The following is a 20345-nucleotide window of genomic DNA, read 5'->3' as shown; positions in this document are numbered from 1 at the left end:
TGCTAGGGGCGGACTCGTAAATGTGATAGCGTCGAGAAATGAAGATGTTACGGAACTTAGATAAGGAAAATCATGTTGAACGTGAATGAATATTTTGAAGGCAAGGTCAAGTCCATCGGATTTGAGAGCGGTGGCGAGCGTGCCAGTGTCGGCGTCATGCTGCCGGGCGAATATACGTTTGCGACTGCTGCGCCGGAGCGGATGACGGTGGTCAAAGGGGCCATGACCGTGAAGTTGCCGGGTCATATTGACTGGGAAACTTACTATGCCGGTGATGATTTTGAAGTCCCGGGCGATGCGTCTTTCCATGTCAAAGTCGAGAAAGAAACCGCCTACCTGTGTGACTACCGTTAATTCAAATGGTAAGCGTCTGCGGTGATGCCAACAGGGTGGGGTAACCCTCCGCCAGCTTATGTAGTCAATAGAATACGCAGTCAACAGTACACGCAGCCAACAGCATCAGTGAAGCGGTCCGCTGACGGGGCGAGCCCGGAGCCGGGCCAGAAATGCAAAAGGCAGAAACCGAAGTTTCTGCCCTTATTTATTCTGTCTGCTTCCGGGGAAGCCGGCAATCAGTTCATGCCGTATTATCATTTTTAGTGTTTTGCCCTGTCTGAGGTTGTCCGAAATCTTGTCATTTTCCTTTTCATTATCAGTAATCTATAATTGATTTGTGTTCTGGGGTGTCTGGGTTTTTTCGGGTTGTTACAGTGATCTCGGTGTACATATGGGGGTACATATTCGGTGATATGTACACGCTGGAGATGAGGGTGATGGGGCGATGAACAAGCTGTTTGATAAAAACCTGAAGGCAGCGCTGAATAAGCCGCGAGATAAAACGGTCGTGTTAAACGATGGCGGTGGGCTTGGCGCGCGAGTGTCTCCCTTAGGCAAGGTCCGATGGCAATACCGATACAAGATTGACGGAAATGGGAAGCGCCTCGATCTTGGGGATTATCCGGAAGTTTCTCTGGTCAAAGCGAGAGAGACGGCAAGGCAGTGCCGGGAGTGGCTGGCTGAAGGGTATGACCCTAAGCTTCAGCGGGCGATACAGCGGAATCAAACGCTCAAGCCCGTGACTGTCAAAGATGCCCTAGAGTATTGGCTGACCGAGTACGCAGAAGAAAACCGAGCCAATGCCTCTAAGCACCGCGCTCAGTTTAAGCGGCATATCTACCCTTATATCGGTGACTATCCATTGAGCCAAACGGAGACACACCATTGGCTTGAGTGCTTTGATCGAGCTCGAAAAGGGATTCCGGGTAAAAGGCGTCCAGCGCCTGTTGCTGCTGGATATGTATTACAAAATGCAAAGCAGGCTCTGCGCTTTTGTCGGGTACGGCATTATGCCACCAGCAGAGTTTTAGATGATTTGGTCGTAACGGATGTTGGCAAAAAACAGCAAAAAAGAGATCGCTATTTAACCGATCAGGAACTTGGTGATGTTTGGCGCTTGTTTCATGATGAGCGCTATTTACGATATTATCGTCATTTAATCCGGTTGTTGATGGTCTTTGGTGCAAGGACACAAGAAGTTAGGTTGTCAAAATGGGATGAATGGGACTTTGAGTGTTTAATCTGGACTGTTCCTAAAAGTCACTGTAAGACAAATATCAAGATTACCAGGCCAATACCTGAGCAACTGAAGTCTTGGCTTTTGGAGTTAAAAGCAGCAAATAAAGAAAATGACTATGTGCTTGGCGAGTTGAAGAAGCCTGAAGCTGTTAGCCAAACAGGTGGGCAGTTTTGGAAACGTCTTGGCCACAAGGAACCATGGACATTACATGACTTGAGACGTACTTTGGATACTCGTATGAATGATCTTGGTATTGCGCCACCTTATGTTGTTGAGCAGCTTCTTGGCCATACGATGCCGGGGATCATGGCTATTTACAACAGAAGCCAGTACTTACCTGAGAAGGCTGAAGCTTTAGATAAGTGGGTTGAGTGGTTAGAGTTGATCTCCACTCAACCGCACAATGTTGTACTTATGCGCGCTTAAAAATATAAAGTTGTTTATATATAAGTACGATGGGAGCTATTTTCTCCCATCTGATAGTAGAAATGCTATGCGGTTTGAGGCGGCGGAGTGAGCTTTTTATTCACAATGTCTGCAATGCGGTACTCATAATCATGGTAGCTATCTAAGTATTGTGGATCAACGTGGTGGCATTCGATGATGTTGAAATCAATTGCTCTTCCTGATGAATCCTTGCGCTTAGTGTTGTATTTGAAAAATGAGTCATAACGGTTTGGAGCTACGCCTTCGAACGGTTCAAATACCACTTTATTTGGTTCTGTGCTATCAGTTATAGCATCTCCATGAAGTTGCATTGCAAGACTTTTTTCATAAGGTTCAATGTAAACAACACGTGTGATACCCGCGGCTACTATGTGCCTAGCGCAGTTGTGACATGGATAAGTTGTACAGTAAAGTGTTTTATCTTGAGAGCTACATGATGCTTTTCTAGCTAGGCTAGTAATTGCATCCATTTCAGCATGAATTGCGCGAGAGTATTCGATAATAGATTTAGCTTTAGTTTCATTGATAATACTATTAGCTAATTCTTTAGCCCTATGTCCTGGGATGTTATTGCTAATCAGTACGTTTTCAATTTCAGCTTCTAGCATTTGTTTATGTTTATCATTAGAACAGCGTTTTTGATGGATGCATCGAAAATCACCTGTAGAGTTAGCATTATAGAGGCCTCCTTTATATTTTGGGACATCATTGCACCCAGTGGCTATGATTTGCCCGGTGTCATCCATGATAGCGGCACCTACTTGTCGAGATAGACATGCTGACTTTAAGGACTCTGAGTATGCTGCAAATAGGCCTATTTCATCATAAGTCGGTGTTATCCCTACTTGTCCATGGATGAGGTTTACAAACCTACTGACGGATTCTCTCATTAGCTTACTTTGATTGGAGAGGTTTCTGATAAAATAATCAGCACTATAAAGAGCTTTCTCTACTTGTTGACCATGTGGGTCATCAGCTTTGCGATCTCTTCTTATTAGTTCGTCAATGTGTGAAGCATCTATTTGTTCATCACTTAAGTTAACTCTTCGTTCCTTTTCTGTTCTGATAAGGCCAATTTGGTAAAAGTTGTTTGGATATACCGTTCGGAGAAGGCTAATCTCGTCGGGATGCTTCAGTTGGTCAATAATGTATGCTACTTTTAGGTCAGTTTTTACGATTTCCCCTTCATCTGAATCCGTACCAAAGTGTTTATCTCTAAATACAGTGATGGCATTAATAGCAACTTCAGCTAAAAATGTATTTTTGTGCTTCTCTCGAAGTACATCGCCAGCATCTTGTAGAGCTTTGTATCGCTCATAACCCCTTAAATTAGATAGATTCCCACCGGAAATATTACTTATGTGATCACTAATTCTAATATGATGAATGGTGTACCCAGAGGCTGTTAGTACACTGCTCAAGGTTTCTTTTAGTGCTTTCACACCGGAACCAATAGCACCACAAAGTCCGATAACTAGCTCTTGAGAACGCCTGTTCTGGATGTGTTTGGTCGTATTTTCTGGTGTTAAGCTATCTGATGGTGATGCTTGGGAAGGGGCAACAGCTACTACTTGCATTATACATCTCTCATATCAAACAGGGTTCATTAATCCCTGTAGACTATAAGAGTAACGCTATTCGGCAAGTTACCATTTTAGTTTTTTTGCAGCCGCTAACACATTTTTCTGAGATTTCTCACTTTTTCGGTCTCTAGAGCCAATAGACACGACATTAGAACTACAGTTGGTATCACTCTGCTTTACAGTTTTAGTTTCTTTTTCCTCATGTTTTATTAGAGATAGCATAGTGAGCCCTACTTGCTGGGGGTGAGATAATAGGTTGCGAATTGTACAGCTTTCGTACATCAATTCAATATCAATTTAGCTTAAAAAATTTTCTTAGTGAAGAAGAAACTCGAAAAATGGGATGTGAATAGATTTTTTTTAACTAGCTGAATTAAAAGGGTTTTATATCTTCGTTGCTGTATGTCGTATGTTGCTTGTGAAAGAGGCACTATATGTGGTGGTTTAATACAAGATAGGTCACTGTTGCTATCATCTTTCGGCTGAGAGACAAACGGACAATTTGTTGCCGAGGCGCATGAAGTGTCATTAACCGATTTGGCGGGTCATATACATTTCCTATGCTGTTGAAGCGCAGCATCGTCTGTTCCGTAAACAGGTCAACCTCAAGGCAGTTTCGCTTACGAGACCAACTTTCGGAAGCTGCTTGCCTCTGGGAAGCGAGCACCCGATGCAGAATTGAAATCTGGCTAAATTTCAGTTGAGTACCCACTTCCCGGGCGGGAGCTATCCCTATGTGGATTTGTGATTTACATTGACAAAGAACTATCAAATCCTTTGTGGCTTCATGCTGTGGTGTAACCTTGTTTAGGATCGTTCTTATATTGCGGAAATGCTAGACAAAGACGTCCTTCATCAACTAATTTTTTGAGGTACTGTTGCCTGAGTGCATTAGGGTTGCGATTAACAATTTCACCAAGAGAAGAGACGGAAACGTAATGTTCTCGACATACTTCTAAAATGGCATTTTCCATAATATCTTTTGAAAGACGGGCTTTGTTTCTAGGCTTTTCTGCTCGGAGGAATAGCTCTTGCTGATAACTTGGTTCCAGTTTGTCTACAGAGTCAATATAAGGTTTGTCGAGATAACCATTTAATAGACGACCATATCGGTCACGTTGACTCTCTTGTTGTGTGCTCTTATGTGTGAAGTTGTTGCTGTTATGTGCGGAGCTTTGCTCGTTATATGTGGAGTTCTGCTCGTTATGTGTGGAGCTTTCTGTTGAGTTTAACATATTAACGTTTGAAGCAGATGCAAAAACTTCATCTGGGGTCGGAAGAGATACGCCAGGAAGAGTATAGGATTTCTGTTTTTGCTCTCCATTAGAAACCAGAAAGCCTTTGTGCTCTAGTCGAGGTAAGGCTAGGGTCACTTCTCGAGAGTGCTTGGTAGTCAGCTGACAAGCTCGTTCATGGTTGATCCACCCTTCCACAGCAGCGGTTGTCACAATAAGTTGTTCAAAGTCATCTAGTTTGTTAAATCTATCACCAAACTGCTGGTGTAAGAGTTCACGAATGTCATCTGGGATTAAACTAGCTGTAGATAACTCTAATAATGTTTGAGCTGGTGGCATTTTCTCCCAGAGCTTTGGAGTGCGCCAGTTTACGGATTTCCACCCACTAAAGATTTTTGGCATTCCAGAACCAGCCCGCTCACCTAAGCCTATCAGAAGAAACATCTGATGTAGCAGACGGTTGCGACAATCACTGGTTCCCCCTGCAATTACCTCTTCCAGAGGTATTCGCATTAGACCGGGGTTTCGAAAACCGAACATATCCGGCCGCTTTACGACTAAAATAGAAACGCGATCAGAAAAGTCTGCATGGACGATGCAATTTACTAATGCTTCACGAAGTGCGATGTGAACAGGAGTATCAGCTTTGCGTTGCCCTTGTTCTAGCTTGAATGGTACTTTGAGGTCGGCTGTAAGCTTTTGGTATACTCGGCGATAAAAATCAAAGAGGTTGCCAGACCAAGTGCCATCAGGGCAGACACGATCAATCCATCGTAGTTCAGTTTTGGCTTCGGGGCGCTCTTGATAATCAACAAAGTAATTAGGCGCTGCTGCTGTAATAGCTTCCCAATTACCGAACATTAGTGGCTTTGTTGATCAAATCAGGAAAACAACAGATCGACCCAATTTAAGCCATGTTTTAGCTAACTTTACGAGTTACGGGCATGCCGAGCCCTGTTAACTTGTTCAACGCACGGACGGCAGCAAGCGCTTCTCCGACCTGAGCGTTGTAATCACGCAGGCTTAAAGCTGAACCAAGCAGTCGCTTATATCTCGACATCGCCGTTTCCGAGATTGAGCGACTGTGGTAACCACTGGTCTTTTTCCAGTGTTCATTGCTACCGTGAATACGCTGGTTTGCAACCGCAACATTTCTGGGGTGACCGTGCTCCCAGTATGCTGCTCCAGTTCTGGGAGGGATAAGGGGCTGTGCTTTCTTCCGTTGAATCGCTTGATAGCACAGCCTGGTATCATAAGCGCCGTCACCTGATATCGATTTGATCTTACGATAAGTTTGGTTAAGTAATGTTGGCATGACCTCACCATCGGTGACGGTTGATAACGAGAGTTCTGCGCAGATAATTTGGTGGGTATCAGCATCAACAGCAAGATGGAGCTTTCGCCAGACACGACGTTGTTCTTTGCCATGCTTTTTCATTTTCCACTCACCTTCGCCGAATACTTTCAGGCCAGTTGCGTCAATAGCTAGATGACGAATTTCACCCCGAGCAGGCATTTTGATAGGGATATCGACCGTTTTCGCTCGCTTGCTGATGCTGCTGTAGTTCGGGCATGTTAGTGGTACTTTCATCAGAGAAAACACCGAGTTCATGAAACCTTGAACAGCACGAAGTGACAGGTTGAATAGTCGCTTCACCATGAGAGCAGTCATGATCGCAGTGTCTGAATATTGATAGCCGCGTCCACGGTTACCGTGATGTTCAGAGCATAACCAGCCGCTTATCGCTTCTTCGTCGATCCAGAATGTCAGCGAGCCGCGGTTAATCAGTGATTGGTTGTACTCTTTCCAGTTATCTGTTCGGTAAGTGCTTTTTCCCATGAGGGTGGCCTGTCAGTAAACGTCACAAGATCAGATCACTGACTGCAAGAAAAGTTCACGCCGATTTAGTCAACAAAGCCAACATTAGTATGCCTGCTATGGTGATCCCTTGCTTGCCTGTTTCACGGTCTTTTCGCCATCCACCTATCTTTTTGAATAATTCGAAGAGTTCATATTCCAGGTATGGATGCTGAGGGCTATGTGCCGCGAGTAGGTTGCGGTAGGTTTTCAAGCTATCCATGTTGATATCGTCAGCAAAACTGTAATGATCCGAAAGGATTTCATTATCGCGACTGTCATGGAGCTGTTCAGCCAGCATGCGCTTGACTGTTTCATCGTCACAGCGACGATCGCCTTCGTGCATACGCAAGTAAGTATTTCCGAAAGGCGTTTTCTTCAGATGAACGGGCTTTTGCTTGCGAGATGCTGGTGGAACGTGAATAGCTAGTACAGGCTTACCCTGTAGTATTACATGTTGTACATCCTGATCGGATATTACATTGCTACTGACTTTGTCGCGATCATTGAGTTGATTGAAAAGGTCTGTTTTCACTTTTTCGGGTTCGACGACGCCAACCGGAGCGAATTCACTATGTTTTTCTTGTACACCGAGTATAACCCAGCCACCACGCCCATTGGCCATGGCCGAGTAGGATGACCAGAAGTCTTTGGGTAATGCACCTTTACCGTCTTTACCACCAGCCAGTTTGAACTCGACTTGGTCAGACTCAACTAGGGTTTTAAGGTCTAGGATATCCTCGATGGTTATGTTCATTTGCTCACCGCTGCGTATGGTGGTTTCTTTCAACTTGATGATGCCGAATATGATACTGGTTTTTCAACGTACGGTCTGCTGATGAAACAACAGATTGTATGAAATCTGTCGTGACGACCAACTGAAATAGTCTTGGTGTCTTGCGTGATATTCTTTTACCAATTATCCAGATAACCTCTATCAGCGGCTGACAGCTGCCTGAAAAACTTATGGAAGGCAATCATCGGAGCATATACATGAAACGCCAGATGAAGTGCATGGGTTTCTTTGATGTGGTCACCTTCAGTCTGTTAGATATGACACTTGTTTTATCGAGCTAATTGTAGTTGATGGGTACAACGAAACACCCACCAGCGTTTCTAATTGAGTAAATCGCTGGTGGATTCGAATTTTTTATTATTTAGTTGCAAGGGCTATTTTGTTGAAGATGGAATGCTTGTGCAGCCATTGCAGCAGATACTCCCTTTGTGGGGAGCTTAAGTCTCTGAAATAAGCCTGAGGCATCACCATAGGAGCGTAAACCGTAAAGCTAAGATGCTGGTGGTTATATTCTTGATAGTAACGATCTAGAGCGGTTTGGATCATGATGAAATCGGCTGCACTGGTACACTCCCCTATATGGTATTTGAGCATCTCTAACGGAATGCGGTCTTGTTCAATAATGCTGAATACATGCTGCCAATCAATTGGTTTGGTGTTCATTGCTTCGGAAAGCTTGTGGTAGCAGTTTGTTGCACGTATCAGATATTCCTGCGCTACGGGTTCTCCAAAGTGCCAGCCCGGAAAAATCTTGAGGGCATTGACTCTCGATGTCATTTTTCCTTGTTCTGTTTGTGCTCCGCTTGAACGCCCGCCGTGTAGTTTGCAGCGGCCATTGCGTTTGTTGCCTCTTCGTTTGCACGGCGTACCGCTTCGTGTTTTTGCGCCGCATAGGGGGAGGCTAGTTAACTTGAATCGTGTCATTACTGTTCAGTCTCCTGCAAACTGCGCAGTTTACTTGCTATGTTGAGTTCGGTTCATGGGGTCCGTTTTCGCCATAAATGAAACTGCGCAGCTGATATTGCTGTTATTTGGACTTTCCTGGCTTTAGCCGTGACATTAACTCGCTGACGAGCATCTCGTTTTCTTTCATTAGTTTCCCTTTTTCCATAGTGAGGTGGGCATTTTCTTTGGTCAGTCTGCTGATTTGTGCTCGCATCATTCGAATAACCTGATGTAAGGAGCTGGCATTGTTGGCTTCTGCTTTGTCTTCAGTCTGTTTGTGTTTTTGCAGTACTTTGTCTGAGTTTTGGCGGTTTGTTCTTTTCTTGTCAGTTAGCATTGACATGGCTGCTCTCCTGCACATGGTAAATATCTATAGATGGGGCTCTTTTACACCCCATAAATCAGCGGTGATTGGGCAGTTATGGGCTCCATTAGGAGCCATAAAAGGAATGTTACTGCTCGCTTATCGTACTTTTGGTACCCAAGGGAACCCTTAAATAGACTTTATGGGCTCCATTGGCCCCCTAGAATCGTAATGACCTTAGTTTTTGACCCAATACTCCATCGTCATAAGTGATGCCATTAACTTCATCGATAGGTTGCCATGACAGTGCGTATAGCGTTCGCTGTTTGGGAAACGCAGGAGTTCGAGATATCCTGATCCAGTCTTTGGCAATTAGCTCATCTCGGCATTTTTGAAGGAGCTTTTTTTTCCATCCCCATTTTCCGACGACGGAAAGGGCCAGAGTTAGTGAACCGTTGTTGAATCCGTTGTACTGGCGAGCTAGAAGCCACAGTAGGCTCTGTGCGCTATGGCTCAAGGATTGATAGTCCTCATGGTCAAAGATTTTATGGAGTGCTTTTACAAATCCATCTTTTGCTTTTGCTCGACCATTGGGTAGCATCCCCTTGCTATTCGCTTTTCTCACCAAAGTTACTTGCCCTCAATCCAAGCTAACAACTCACTCAGTTTCCAAGCACAGCTTCTGGCTCCCAGTCGAATACGGGCAGGGAATCGTCCTTGCTTTTCTAGCTGATAGCAGTGTGAGCGGCTAATGGATGTAAGTAATCGCCGCTCGTCTTCTCGAACAAGACGATCGGTAAAATTTAACTCTGATTGTGATGCAATTTTGCCTTTGTCTGTTTTCATGCTCATGTTTTGACTCGTTAACCAATGAATTTGTTTGTATTCATTTTGATTAAAGTGGAGCAGGCATGCTTAACAGTCAGTAGGCAATTTACACTAAACTAAGGTAGCTAGAACCTGAGGGTTTTGGTTAAAGTAGCTGTTCACGATTCTGCTTGCATCTCGACAACTCCTCCCTAGCCCAACAGCGCTATTGGGAATTAGATGTTTCATCTTAGACCGAAAGATGCTCGTTGCTGGTAATACAACTTTATGCGAGCAGAGCTCTCTAATGTGCTCAATGAGGCAACCGAGCTTGATAGTGATTGATGGGTGCTGTTTGTAGAAGAGTTTTGCTATGTCGATAACGTTGTCTATGAGTGGCCGTTTTTCTGCGTGGCTTACGGCTCCCCCATAAATACTATAAACGAGGCTTCTCACTCCACGTGTTGTAAGACTATTAATTGGAGCGTTTTCCTGGATAAGATCTTGAATATCTTTATGTCTCAGGGTGAACTCAGTGATCTTATTGATGTACGCACTATGCTCTTTTTTAACCACACTATTGGTGATGCTTCTAACAAGTTCAGCGATTGGGTGTAGTTCAGCGATTGGGTGTAGTTCAGCTATTGGGTGTAGTTTTGCTAATAAGTCACCTAAGCCAAAATTACGTTGCTGTATTGACTCTAGCCCTTGTAAGGCAAGAGATGTTTGATCTAGTGCTTGGAAATTTATTTTTATCGTGCGCATAGAGCGTTAGTGTTCTTATTCTGTTGCAAGGGGTACATGTGAGAGTACATATATCAAAAAAGCCGTGCCCCCAAAGGGAAGCACGGCTTTTTAATCAATAGCTTATGTGTTAGGCTTTAGTTCATGCCGTATTTTTTCAGCTTCTTACGAAGAGTGCCGCGGTTGATGCCCATCATGGTTGCTGCGCGCGTCTGGTTACCGCGGGTGTACTGCATGATGGTGTCCAGTAGTGGCTGTTCAACTTCAGCCAGAACCAGCTCGTACAGATCATCGACTTCCTGACCGTTTAACTGAGCCAGGTAGTTCTTGAGTGACGCCTTGACAGAGTCACGGAGTGGCTTCTGTGTGATTTGGTCTTGTGAAGTTACAGTCGTCACTGTTAGTGCTTCTGAAGTCAGATTTTGTTCGAACATATTCTGTCAGCTCTTCTCGTATTTATGCAACGTTTTCGAAGTAGCCTTGCAGCGCATCGAGTTGCTGTTGGGCATCTTCGATAGCGTTGAAGGTCTGGCGAAAATCTCCTGCCGGAGCATGTTCTTTCAAGTACCAAGACACGTGTTTACGTGCGATGCGCAACCCGAGATACTCGCCGTAGAAACGGTGAAGTTCCTGAACATGGCCCAGCATGGTATTACCGACTTCATCAATTGATGGGGCCGGCAAATGTTCGCCAGTTGTTAAGTAATGCTGGATTTCCTGGAAAATCCATGGACGCCCTTGAGCCGGGCGGCCAATCATCAAAGCGTCGGCACCGGTGTAATCCAGTACGAAGCGTGCCTTCTCCGGTGAGTCGATATCACCGTTCGCAATCACCGGGATCGAAATCGCTTCTTTCACCGCTCTGATGTAATCGTATTCTGCCTCGCCTTTGTACATACAGGCTTTGGTCCGGCCGTGCAGGGCCAGAGCCTGAATGCCGCATTGCTCAGCCATTTGGGCAATCTCGACACAGTTTCGGTTGTCCGGATCCCAACCGGTCCGGGTTTTCAGCGTCACCGGAACATCAACCGCGTTCACCACACTGCGCAGGATCTCTTCGACCAGCGCCGGGTATTGCAGCAGGGCCGAGCCCGCCAGCCGCTTGTTGACCTTCTTGGCCGGGCAACCCATGTTGATGTCGATGATTTGCGCACCGTTCTCAACACTGAATTGTGCCGCTTCGGCCATCAGGGCCGGATCGGCGCCGGCGATCTGGACCGAGCGGATCCCGGACTCGCCTTCATGGACCATGCGGTTCTGGGACTTAGACGTATTCCACAAATCTGGATTTGAAGACATCATTTCGCTCACCGCCATTCCCGCGCCATAGCGCAGACACAGCTCACGAAATGGCCGATCGGTGACACCCGCCATGGGTGCGACAATCAGCTGGTTTTTTAGTTGATAAGGACCGATCTTCAAACGTCTGTTCCTGACAGTGCCAGTAAGGGCGCGCATTTTACGCATTTTTTCCCTTTCTGAAAAGGCCAATAATTGAGCATTTCGTTTTTGAATTACAAAAGCGTATGAAATTCAATCAATTGGCCATTTTGTACACAATCAAATCCTGGCCGAGATTGTGTCGTTATGCCTTGTGACCGGAGATCCGGCACCACTCTTCACGGGCGGTGATCGGGTCCAGGGTCAGGGCGTCGCTGTAGAACGAGGCGACATCTTCCGCCTGGCTTTCCAGCACGCCGGAGATCGCCAGATCGCCGCCGTCTTTGACCAGTCCCTTAATCACCGGCGACAGCTCGCGCAGTGGCCCGGCCAGGATGTTGGCGACCACGACGTCGGCCTGGATGTCGGCCGGTTGATCTTGCGGCAGGTAAAGTTCCAGCTGGTCAGCCACGCCGTTGCGCTCGGCATTGTCGCGGGAAGCCAGGATAGCTTGTGGGTCGATATCAATCCCGATCACCTTGGCGGCACCCAGCTTGATGGCGGCAATCGCCAGGATGCCCGAACCACAGCCGAAATCGATCACGGTTTTACCGGTCAGATCCTGGCCGTCCAGCCATTCCAGGCACAGCGAGGTGGTCGGGTGGGTTCCGGTTCCGAAAGCCAGGCCCGGGTCAAGCAGGACGTTGACGGCATCCGGATCCGGGGCTTCGCGCCAGCTTGGACAGATCCACAGACGGCGGCCGAAACGCATCGGGTGGAAGTTTTCCATCCACTCGCGCTCCCAGTCTTTGTCTTCCAGCTGTTCGACTTTATAGGCAAAGTCGTCAGCCAGCAGCGGGCTGTTTTTCAGCAGGGTGAGCACCAGATCCATGTCGGACTCGGCATCATACAAACCGACGACATCGGTATCGCCCCACAGGCGGGTTTCACCAGGGAGCGGCTCAAACACCGGAGTATCCTGGGCGTCAAGGAAAGTGACGGACAGGGCGCCGGTCTCTTCCATCAGCATATCGCCAATGGCTTCGGCATTTTCTGCGGTTGCGTTGAGTTTAATCTGAATCCAGGGCATGGCTCATTTCCAATCAGGCTTCGGTTCAAAGGTGCGGAGTCTAGCATAAAAAGTCAGCAGCTCGCACCTGATTCATGGCAGCGCCGGCCGGGGCTGGCCTTGAAAAAAAGATAGCACCGGGAGGTGCTATCGGGTGGGGTTTGACGGGCGGGCGTTACGCCTGGGGCTGCGGCTTGGCGACGAGGGTCGGTTTGGCCAGACTGCCGAGGACAAAGCTGATCAGGCCCAGGGCCAGCGTCGGGACGATGGCATGTAGGCCGCCGAGATCCGGCTTGAACACCGACAGGCCGATGTAGCAGCCCAGGCCGGTGATCATCGAGGCAAAGGCACCGGTAGCCGAGGCTTTTTTCCAGTACAGACCCAGTACCAGCGGCCAGAGGAAGACCGCCTGCATGCCGCCGAAGGCCAGCAGGTTGAGCCAGATAATCATCTCCGGCGGGTTGGTGGCGGCAATGAACACCAGCAGCGAGAAAATGCCGGTGACCCACAGCGAGAGCTTCGGCAGTCGGGATTCGGTCTCCGGGGCGTTTGCAGCGGCTGGGTTGATGTAATTGAGGTAAAGATCCTTGAGCAGGGTTGCCGAGGCCTGGATCAGCTGCGAGTCGATGGTCGACATGATCGCGGCCATCGGACCGGCGAGGAAGATTCCGGCCACCACCGGCGGCAGTACTGTCATCATCAGGGTCGGCATGATCTGATCCGGGCTGGCGATATCCGGCACAATGGCGCGGCCCAGGGCGCCGGCCAGATGCATGCCCAGCATCAGGAAAGCCACCATCGCGGTGCTGATCACCATGCCGCGGTGAAGCGAGCGGCTGTCTTTGTACGACATGCAGCGCACGGCCGCATGAGGCAGACCGATCACGCCAAAGCATACCAGCACCCAGAAACTCAGCATAAACGGCTGGGAGAGAAAGTTGTCCGGGCCGAACGGGGTGATGAGATCCGGATCGATCCGATGCAGATCGGTGATCAGTTCTCCGACGCTGCCCCCGGCATGGATGATCCCGCCGAGCAGCGCTAGCGTGCCGATGATCATCATGATCCCCTGAACCGTGTCGGTCATCACCACCGCGCGGAAGCCGCCGATGGTGGTATACAGGCCGACGGTGGCAGCGAACAGCATCAGGCCCTGCTCATAAGAGAGGCCGGTGACGGTTTGCAGCAACCGGGCACCGCCGACGAACTGCACCACCATGGTGCCGAAGAAGGCCAGCAGCAGCGCCAGGGAGGCGAAGATCACCACGCCGCGGTTGCGATAGCGGGCATAGAGCATGTCGTTGAGTGTCAGGGCGTTGTGGCGCCGGGCCTCGATGGCAAATTTCTTGCCCAGCACTCCCAGCGTCAGCCAGGCGGCCGGCAACTGGATCATCGCCAGCAGCACCCAGCCCAGGCCCATTTTGTACGCCGCGCCCGGCCCGCCGATAAATGAGCTGGCACTGGCATAGGTGGCGGCCAGCGTCATCGCCAGGACGAACCCGCCCATGCTGCGGCCCCCGACCAGGTATTCGCTGAGAAAGCCGCTGCCGCGTTGCTGGTGGCGGCGGGTGAACCAGGCGAAACCGAACACGGCGGCAAGGTACAGCACTAGAGGGATCAACAGGGAATTAGACATCCGGCGTATCCTCGTCAACCGTCAGCGGCATGTCCTGATAGAGGTATTTCACCATCAGGGCGCACAGCAGGGTAAAGATCACCGGGCCGATAATACAGGCCAGCAGGAACCAGAGCGGCAAGCCCCAGTACAGCTCCGGGAGCGCGTGCTGGACCGGGTCGGGGGCGAAGGCATATGCCGAGCCGTACCACCAGAAAAAATAAGCGAGCGCTAACCCCAGGGCCCATTTTGCTTCTTTATGGGCCTGGCGATAGCGAGCAGAGAGTGTCTTCATGCGGAAGTCTCCAGTCGTTAAGCAGCATTAGTCGCGAACGGTTTGAACGAAAAGGGTGAGTAATGCCGGTACCAAAGCAAGGCGGCTATTGTGGCAAAAGATGGGGAGCGGCGCTAGAAACGGCGAGGGCAGGAGAAAGAAAAAGGCTGCCCGGAGGCAGCCTTCGTCAGTCATTGCGCAGGGTGCTTAGTGGATACCCAGCTTCTTCTCCAGGTAGTGGATGTTGGCGCCACCGTGCTGGAAGTTTTCGTCAGCCATGATGTCCTGCTGCAGCGGGACGTTGGTTTTGATCCCGTCGATGATCATCTCGCTCAGGGCATTCTTCATGCGGGCAATGGCCACATCACGGTTTTCACCGTAAGTGATCAGTTTGCCGATCATGGAATCGTAGTGTGGTGGCACGCTGTAGCCCGAATAGATGTGGGACTCCCAGCGTACGCCCATACCGCCTGGCGAATGGAAACGGGTGATTTTGCCCGGGCATGGCAGGAAGCGGACCGGATCTTCTGCGTTGATCCGGCACTCGATCGCATGGCCGCGCAGCTTGATGTCATCCTGAGTGAACGACAGCGGCTGGCCGGCTGCGATGCGCAGCTGCTCTTTGATCAGGTCGACGCCGGTGACCATTTCTGTCACTGGGTGCTCAACCTGAATTCGGGTGTTCATTTCAATGAAGTAGAACTCACCGTTTTCATACAGGAACTCGAACGTACCGGCACCGCGGTAGCCGATTTCAATACACGCACGGGTACAACGCTCACCGATGTACTTGCGCATCTCTTCGGTGATGCCTGGTGCCGGTGCTTCTTCAACCACTTTCTGGTGGCGACGCTGCATGGAACAATCACGCTCACCCAGATGGATCGCGCCGCCCTGACCGTCAGCCAGTACCTGAACCTCAATGTGACGTGGGTTTTCCAGGAATTTTTCCATGTAAACGACGTCGTTGTTGAAGGCTGCTTTGGCTTCGGCACGGGTCATGGCAATGGACTCGATCAGATCGCTTTCGCTGCGCACGACACGCATCCCACGACCGCCGCCACCACCGGACGCCTTGATGATCACCGGGTAGCCGATGCGCTTGGCACAGGCTTTGTTTTTGGCTTCATCGTCGCCCAGCGGGCCGTCAGAGCCCGGTACACACGGGACGCCGGCTTTCTTCATCGAAGTGATGGCAGACACTTTGTCACCCATCATGCGGATGGTGTCCGCTTTCGGGCCGACAAAGATAAAGCCGCTGCGCTCAACCTGCTCGGCAAAGTCCGCGTTCTCAGACAGGAAACCGTACCCCGGGTGGATGGCAACCGCGCCGGTGATTTCCGCGGCACTGATAATGCGCGGAATATTCAGGTAACTTTCGCTGCTTGGTGCCGGACCGATGCAGATCGCTTCATCTGCCAGCAGCACGTGCTTCAGATCGCGGTCTGCGGTGGAGTGAACGGCAACGGTTTTGATGCCCAGCTCTTTACAGGCACGCAAAATACGCAGGGCAATTTCGCCTCGGTTGGCGATAACAATTTTATCTAACATATCGCGCCCCGGTTACTCGATGATAACGAGCGGCTGATCAAACTCAATGGCGTCGCCATCTTCTGCAAGGATCGCAACAACCGTACCGGCTTTGTCAGCTTCGATCTGGTTCATCATCTTCATCGCTTCAACGATGCACAGGGTATCGCCGACATTGACGCTCTGGCCAACTTCAACAAATGGTTTCGCATCCGGGCTTGGCGCGCGGTAGAAAGTCCCGACCATTGGCGACAGCACAGAGTGACCGGCAGGCGTTGACGGCGTGGTGGTCGCTTGCGCTTCAGGCGCTTCAATCGCAACGGCTGGTGCCGGCGCGACAGGTGCTGCAGGTGCGTACATTTGGGCGTGTGCCGGTGCAGCAACAACGGTAGAGTTACGGCTGATGCGTACTGACTCTTCACCTTCAGAGATTTCCAGCTCAGAAATACCAGACTCTTCAACCAGTTCGATCAGTTTTTTAATCTTACGAATATCCATTTATCTTTCTCTGTTTTGTTCGTTTAGCGATGGGAAGGCAACAACGGGCTGCCTCCACGGCGAATGTTATTTCAGGTCGGCGATGGCCTGCAGGCGACGAACGGCCGCTTGCAGTGCAAATTTATAACCGTCGGTGCCCAGTCCGCAGATCACCCCAACGGCTTGATCCGACAAGTAAGAATGGTGTCGGAACGGCTCGCGGGCATGCACATTGGACAGGTGCACTTCAATAAACGGGATGCTGACCCCCAGTAAGGCATCGCGAATGGCGACGCTGGTATGGGTGTAAGCTGCCGGGTTGATCAGGATGAAATCCACCCGGTCTCGGGCCTGATGGATCGCTTCAATCAGCTCGTGCTCGGCATTGGATTGAAGGTGTTCCAGGGTCGCGCCCAGTGTATGTGCTTTGGCAGACAGGTTGGCCACGATCTCGTCCAGCGTTTGCTGACCGTAGATCCCCGGTTCACGGGTCCCGAGCAGATTCAGGTTGGGGCCATTGAGTAATAAAATTCGGTAATTTGTCGACATCTTGAGGCTATTTCACTCGTAATCAGGGGAATGTGTCAGGTTGTTGCATTAAAACGCAAGTCAGCTGATTTTTCTTCCCGCAGTTGCTGCCAAAACACGCTTGCTGAGCAATTATAGAGAATTCACCACAATTCGCAGCAAAATACTGGTCTAATCACCACATTTTAACCTGCACATCTGTACGCTGAAGACTGGATGGCGGCCAGATGACGCCCAAACAGGCTCGGGGCCGCGGTGGTTTGCGGTTTGGCGCACGTTGAAGGCAATGTTGTTCAGTGTAGCTTGCTTATCGCATCGGTTCGCGATAAGCGCGGGAGTTTTAGGGCTCGATCAAAAAAACCGCCCGCAGGCGGTTTTTTTACCGGGCCGGATCACAGGACTTTCTGTTTCTCGGCAATCAACTTCTCGACCACACTCGGATCGGCCAAGGTCGATGTATCTCCCAGCGTCGCCGTGTCGCCGGTGGCGATCTTGCGCAGGATACGGCGCATGATTTTGCCCGAGCGGGTTTTCGGTAGCGCGTCGGTCCAGTGCAGGAAGTCCGGGGTGGCAATTGGGCCGATTTCCTTGCGGACCCAGTCTTTGACTTCCTTGTGCAGCTCGGCAGTCGGCACTTCACCGTTGTTCAGGGTGATATAGGCATAAATGGCCTGGCCCTTGATGTCGTGCGGGACCCCGACAATGGCGGCTTCGGCAATCTTATCGAACGCCACCAGCGCGGATTCGATTTCGGCGGTGCCCATCCGGTGGCCGGAAATGTTCAGCACGTCATCGACCCGACCGGTGATCCAGTAGTAGCCGTCTTCATCGCGACGGGCCCCGTCTCCGGTAAAGTACATGCCCTGGAACGTCGAAAAGTAGGTTTGCTCGAAGCGCTCGTGATCGCCCCACAGGGTACGCATTTGTCCCGGCCAGGAGTCAATCATCACCAGATTGCCTTCGGTGGCCCCTTCGAGAATGTTGCCCATGTTATCGACCAGTGCCGGCTGAACGCCGAAGAACGGACGGGTGGCTGAGCCCGGTTTCAGGGCGGTTGCCCCCGGCAGCGGGGTGATCAGGATCCCGCCGGTCTCGGTTTGCCACCAGGTATCGACAATCGGGCAGCGGCTGTCGCCGATGGTGCGGTGGTACCATTCCCAGGCTTCCGGGTTGATCGGCTCACCGACCGAGCCCATGATCCGCAGGGAAGTCCGTTGGGTGCCTTCAATGGCAGCGTTGCCTTTGGCCATCAGCGCGCGGATGGCGGTCGGGGCGGTATAGAGAATATTGACCTGGTGTTTGTCGACCACTTCGCTCATGCGGCTGGTGGACGGATAGTTTGGCACCCCTTCAAACAGCAGGGTGGTGGCCCCGTTCGCCAGCGGGCCGTAGACCAGATAGCTGTGGCCGGTGATCCAGCCCACATCCGCGGTACACCAGTAGATGTCGCCTTCCTGGTAGTCGAACACGTATTTGAAGGTCATGGTGGCATACACCAGATAGCCGCCGGTGGTGTGCAGGACCCCTTTCGGTTTCCCGGTCGAGCCTGAGGTGTAGAGGATGAACAGCGGATCTTCGGCGTTCATCTCTTCCGGCTCGCAATGGGCTGAGGCCACGGCTGTGGCTTCATGCCACCAGACATCGCGGGTGTCATCCCAGACAATCTCGCCGCCGGTGCGCTTGAACACCACGACTTTTTCGATACTGGTGACGTCGCTGTTGGCCAGCGCGGCGTCGACATTTTGCTTCAGCGGCACGGCACGGCCGCCGCGCACGCCTTCATCGGCAGTGACGACGACTTTGGCATTGGAGTCGATGATCCGTCCGGCCAGGGCTTCCGGCGAGAATCCGCCGAAGACGATGGTGTGGACGGCGCCGATGCGGGTACAGGCCAGCATGGCGACGGCAGCTTCAGCCACCATCGGCATGTACAGGCAGACGACATCGCCTTTGCGTACGCCCTGGCTTTTCAGCGCGTTGGCAAATTTACAGACTTGTTCGTGCAGCTCGTTGTAGGTCAGGGTGGCATCATCAGCCGGATCATCGCCTTCCCAGATGATGGCCGGTTGATCGCCGCGGGTGGCCAGGTGACGGTCGAGACAGTTGGCTGACACATTCAGGGTGCCGTCCTCAAACCATTTAACACTGACGTGGCCGGTGTCAAATGAGGTGTTCTTGACCTGGGTAAAAGGTTTGATCCAGTCAACAATCTGACCGTGCTCGCGCCAGAAGCCGGTTGGGTTAATCACCGACTGCTGGTACATCTCGCGGTACTGCTCGTCGTTGATATGGGCTTTGGCTGCGATGTCCTCGGTTACTGGATACACATGAACCTCACTCATTCTCTTCTCCTTGTGTTCCGTCACTGTCCATACCGGACCGGATAATGCTGGGTAATGCTGTCTTGTGTGAATATAACTTCCGACAGAACGCTGCCGGTCACAATTAGACTTTAGGATGAGAGAGGCCCCTCAGGGACGGCAATGGGCTGTTACATTGCCGTTGCAGTGAAAAGCTTGCACCGGGCAGGCGGCCTCGTCAGGCCGAGCGCAGGGTGGGGATGTCGCCGTGCTTGAGCCGGACATAGATCAGCGCGGCGGTAATGGCGTCTTGCAGGGCGTCGTGCCGCTCCGGCACCGGCAGATCCAGGTGGCGGCTGATGGCTTCCAGGCTGAGGTCGTAATAGGCATTGGGCAGCAGTCGTTCAAGGCGCTCGTGGTAGAGATGGCTCACTTCCACCACTTTGTTCGGGAGCGGAAAGTCGAACAGGCGTCGGTAGTAGCGATCGAGGATCGTCTTGTCGTAGCGGATGTGGTAACCGACCAGCGGCCGGTTGCCGATGAAATCCAGCAACTGGCGCAGCGCCTCGCGCTCCTCCATGCCTTCCTGCAAATCCTGGTGGCGGATCCGATGCACGGCGACCGAGTCGGCGTCCAGGCTGCCCGGCGCGCGCAGGGTCAGGTGGATCGACTGACTGGTCATGATCCGGTTGGCTTTAATGCGGGTCGCGGCAATCGTCACCAGCTCGGCACTGTGCGGATCCAGGCTGGTGGTTTCGCAGTCGAGCGACACCAGTTCATCCCCTTGGTAGCGCTGGAACAGCGCCTGGTGCGGGGTATCCTTGAATTTATGTTGGTACCACCAACGGCTGAGCATATTCATCACATCTCCTCAACG

20 protein-coding genes are annotated in these 20345 nt (G+C 50.8%); 2 read left to right on the top strand and 18 right to left on the bottom strand.

Features of this window, described 5'->3' with window-relative positions:
- The first annotated feature begins 72 nt into the window (after window positions 1–72).
- Window positions 73–354, top strand: coding sequence for a pyrimidine/purine nucleoside phosphorylase (locus NH461_RS15455; RefSeq protein WP_261601174.1), 282 nt, complete (start codon window positions 73–75; stop codon window positions 352–354).
- Window positions 355–781: 427 nt separating this feature from the next.
- Window positions 782–2002: a tyrosine-type recombinase/integrase gene (locus NH461_RS15450; protein WP_261601173.1), complete on the top strand. Its 1221-nt coding sequence runs from the start codon at window positions 782–784 to the stop codon at window positions 2000–2002.
- Window positions 2003–2067: 65 nt separating this feature from the next.
- Here the strand turns inward: NH461_RS15450 and NH461_RS15445 are convergent, their stop codons facing one another.
- The 18 genes from NH461_RS15445 to NH461_RS15360 all read right to left on the bottom strand — a co-directional run bounded on the left by NH461_RS15445 (window position 2068) and on the right by NH461_RS15360 (window position 20330).
- The gene (locus NH461_RS15445; RefSeq protein ID WP_261601172.1) at window positions 2068–3600 is read right to left on the bottom strand and encodes an anti-phage dCTP deaminase; all 1533 of its coding nucleotides are present in this window, start codon (window positions 3598–3600) and stop codon (window positions 2068–2070) included.
- Between the two features lie 791 nt (window positions 3601–4391).
- A complete protein-coding gene (locus NH461_RS15440; protein ID WP_261601171.1) occupies window positions 4392–5702 on the bottom strand; it encodes a hypothetical protein in 1311 nt (436 codons plus the stop codon).
- Window positions 5703–5760: 58 nt separating this feature from the next.
- The gene (locus tag NH461_RS15435) at window positions 5761–6681 is read right to left on the bottom strand and encodes an IS5 family transposase (RefSeq protein WP_261600582.1); all 921 of its coding nucleotides are present in this window, start codon (window positions 6679–6681) and stop codon (window positions 5761–5763) included.
- Window positions 6682–6736: 55 nt separating this feature from the next.
- Entirely contained in the window at window positions 6737–7489 is a 753-nt protein-coding gene (locus NH461_RS15430) for a helix-turn-helix domain-containing protein (RefSeq protein ID WP_261601170.1), read from the bottom strand.
- A gap of 363 nt (window positions 7490–7852) precedes the next feature.
- Window positions 7853–8419 (bottom strand): HGGxSTG domain-containing protein, encoded by a 567-nt coding sequence (locus NH461_RS15425; protein ID WP_261601169.1) that lies wholly within the window; start codon window positions 8417–8419, stop codon window positions 7853–7855.
- Window positions 8420–8522: 103 nt separating this feature from the next.
- A complete protein-coding gene (locus tag NH461_RS15420; protein ID WP_261601168.1) occupies window positions 8523–8783 on the bottom strand; it encodes a hypothetical protein in 261 nt (86 codons plus the stop codon).
- Between the two features lie 181 nt (window positions 8784–8964).
- Window positions 8965–9369 carry a hypothetical protein gene (locus NH461_RS15415; RefSeq protein ID WP_261601167.1) on the bottom strand — a complete coding sequence of 135 codons (405 nt, stop codon included), beginning with the start codon at window positions 9367–9369 and terminating at the stop codon, window positions 8965–8967.
- A gap of 5 nt (window positions 9370–9374) precedes the next feature.
- On the bottom strand, window positions 9375–9590 hold the full coding sequence (locus NH461_RS15410) for a helix-turn-helix transcriptional regulator (protein WP_261602929.1): 216 nt from the start codon (window positions 9588–9590) through the stop codon (window positions 9375–9377).
- Window positions 9591–10432: 842 nt separating this feature from the next.
- Window positions 10433–10729, bottom strand: a complete 297-nt coding sequence (fis, locus tag NH461_RS15405; RefSeq protein WP_005372656.1) for a DNA-binding transcriptional regulator Fis — start codon at window positions 10727–10729, stop codon at window positions 10433–10435.
- Between the two features lie 22 nt (window positions 10730–10751).
- Window positions 10752–11717 (bottom strand): tRNA dihydrouridine synthase DusB, encoded by a 966-nt coding sequence (dusB, locus tag NH461_RS15400; RefSeq protein ID WP_261601166.1) that lies wholly within the window; start codon window positions 11715–11717, stop codon window positions 10752–10754.
- A 163-nt stretch (window positions 11718–11880) separates the two neighbouring features.
- On the bottom strand, window positions 11881–12765 hold the full coding sequence (gene prmA / locus NH461_RS15395; RefSeq protein ID WP_261601165.1) for a 50S ribosomal protein L11 methyltransferase: 885 nt from the start codon (window positions 12763–12765) through the stop codon (window positions 11881–11883).
- A 154-nt stretch (window positions 12766–12919) separates the two neighbouring features.
- Window positions 12920–14380 carry a sodium/pantothenate symporter gene (gene panF / locus NH461_RS15390; protein ID WP_261601164.1) on the bottom strand — a complete coding sequence of 487 codons (1461 nt, stop codon included), beginning with the start codon at window positions 14378–14380 and terminating at the stop codon, window positions 12920–12922.
- Window positions 14373–14654 carry a YhdT family protein gene (locus NH461_RS15385; protein WP_261601163.1) on the bottom strand — a complete coding sequence of 94 codons (282 nt, stop codon included), beginning with the start codon at window positions 14652–14654 and terminating at the stop codon, window positions 14373–14375. The genes panF and NH461_RS15385 overlap by 8 nt, the downstream gene beginning before the upstream one ends.
- Before the next feature lie 186 nt (window positions 14655–14840).
- Window positions 14841–16184, bottom strand: a complete 1344-nt coding sequence (gene accC / locus NH461_RS15380) for an acetyl-CoA carboxylase biotin carboxylase subunit (protein WP_261601162.1) — start codon at window positions 16182–16184, stop codon at window positions 14841–14843.
- A gap of 12 nt (window positions 16185–16196) precedes the next feature.
- Window positions 16197–16661, bottom strand: a complete 465-nt coding sequence (gene accB, locus NH461_RS15375) for an acetyl-CoA carboxylase biotin carboxyl carrier protein (RefSeq protein ID WP_261601161.1) — start codon at window positions 16659–16661, stop codon at window positions 16197–16199.
- Between the two features lie 66 nt (window positions 16662–16727).
- Window positions 16728–17189, bottom strand: a complete 462-nt coding sequence (aroQ, locus tag NH461_RS15370; RefSeq protein ID WP_261601160.1) for a type II 3-dehydroquinate dehydratase — start codon at window positions 17187–17189, stop codon at window positions 16728–16730.
- 371 nt (window positions 17190–17560) lie between these two features.
- Window positions 17561–19510, bottom strand: coding sequence for an acetate--CoA ligase (gene acs / locus NH461_RS15365; protein ID WP_261601159.1), 1950 nt, complete (start codon window positions 19508–19510; stop codon window positions 17561–17563).
- Window positions 19511–19706: 196 nt separating this feature from the next.
- Window positions 19707–20330: a 3'-5' exonuclease gene (locus tag NH461_RS15360; protein ID WP_261601158.1), complete on the bottom strand. Its 624-nt coding sequence runs from the start codon at window positions 20328–20330 to the stop codon at window positions 19707–19709.
- Window positions 20331–20345 lie beyond the last annotated feature (15 nt).

It is taken from the genome of Photobacterium sp. TY1-4, from assembly GCF_025398175.1.
In the GTDB taxonomy this organism is placed as follows: Bacteria; Pseudomonadota; Gammaproteobacteria; order Enterobacterales; family Vibrionaceae; genus Photobacterium.
Note: the sequence above shows the minus strand (reverse complement) of the source record. Positions and strands in the feature narration are given on the sequence as shown.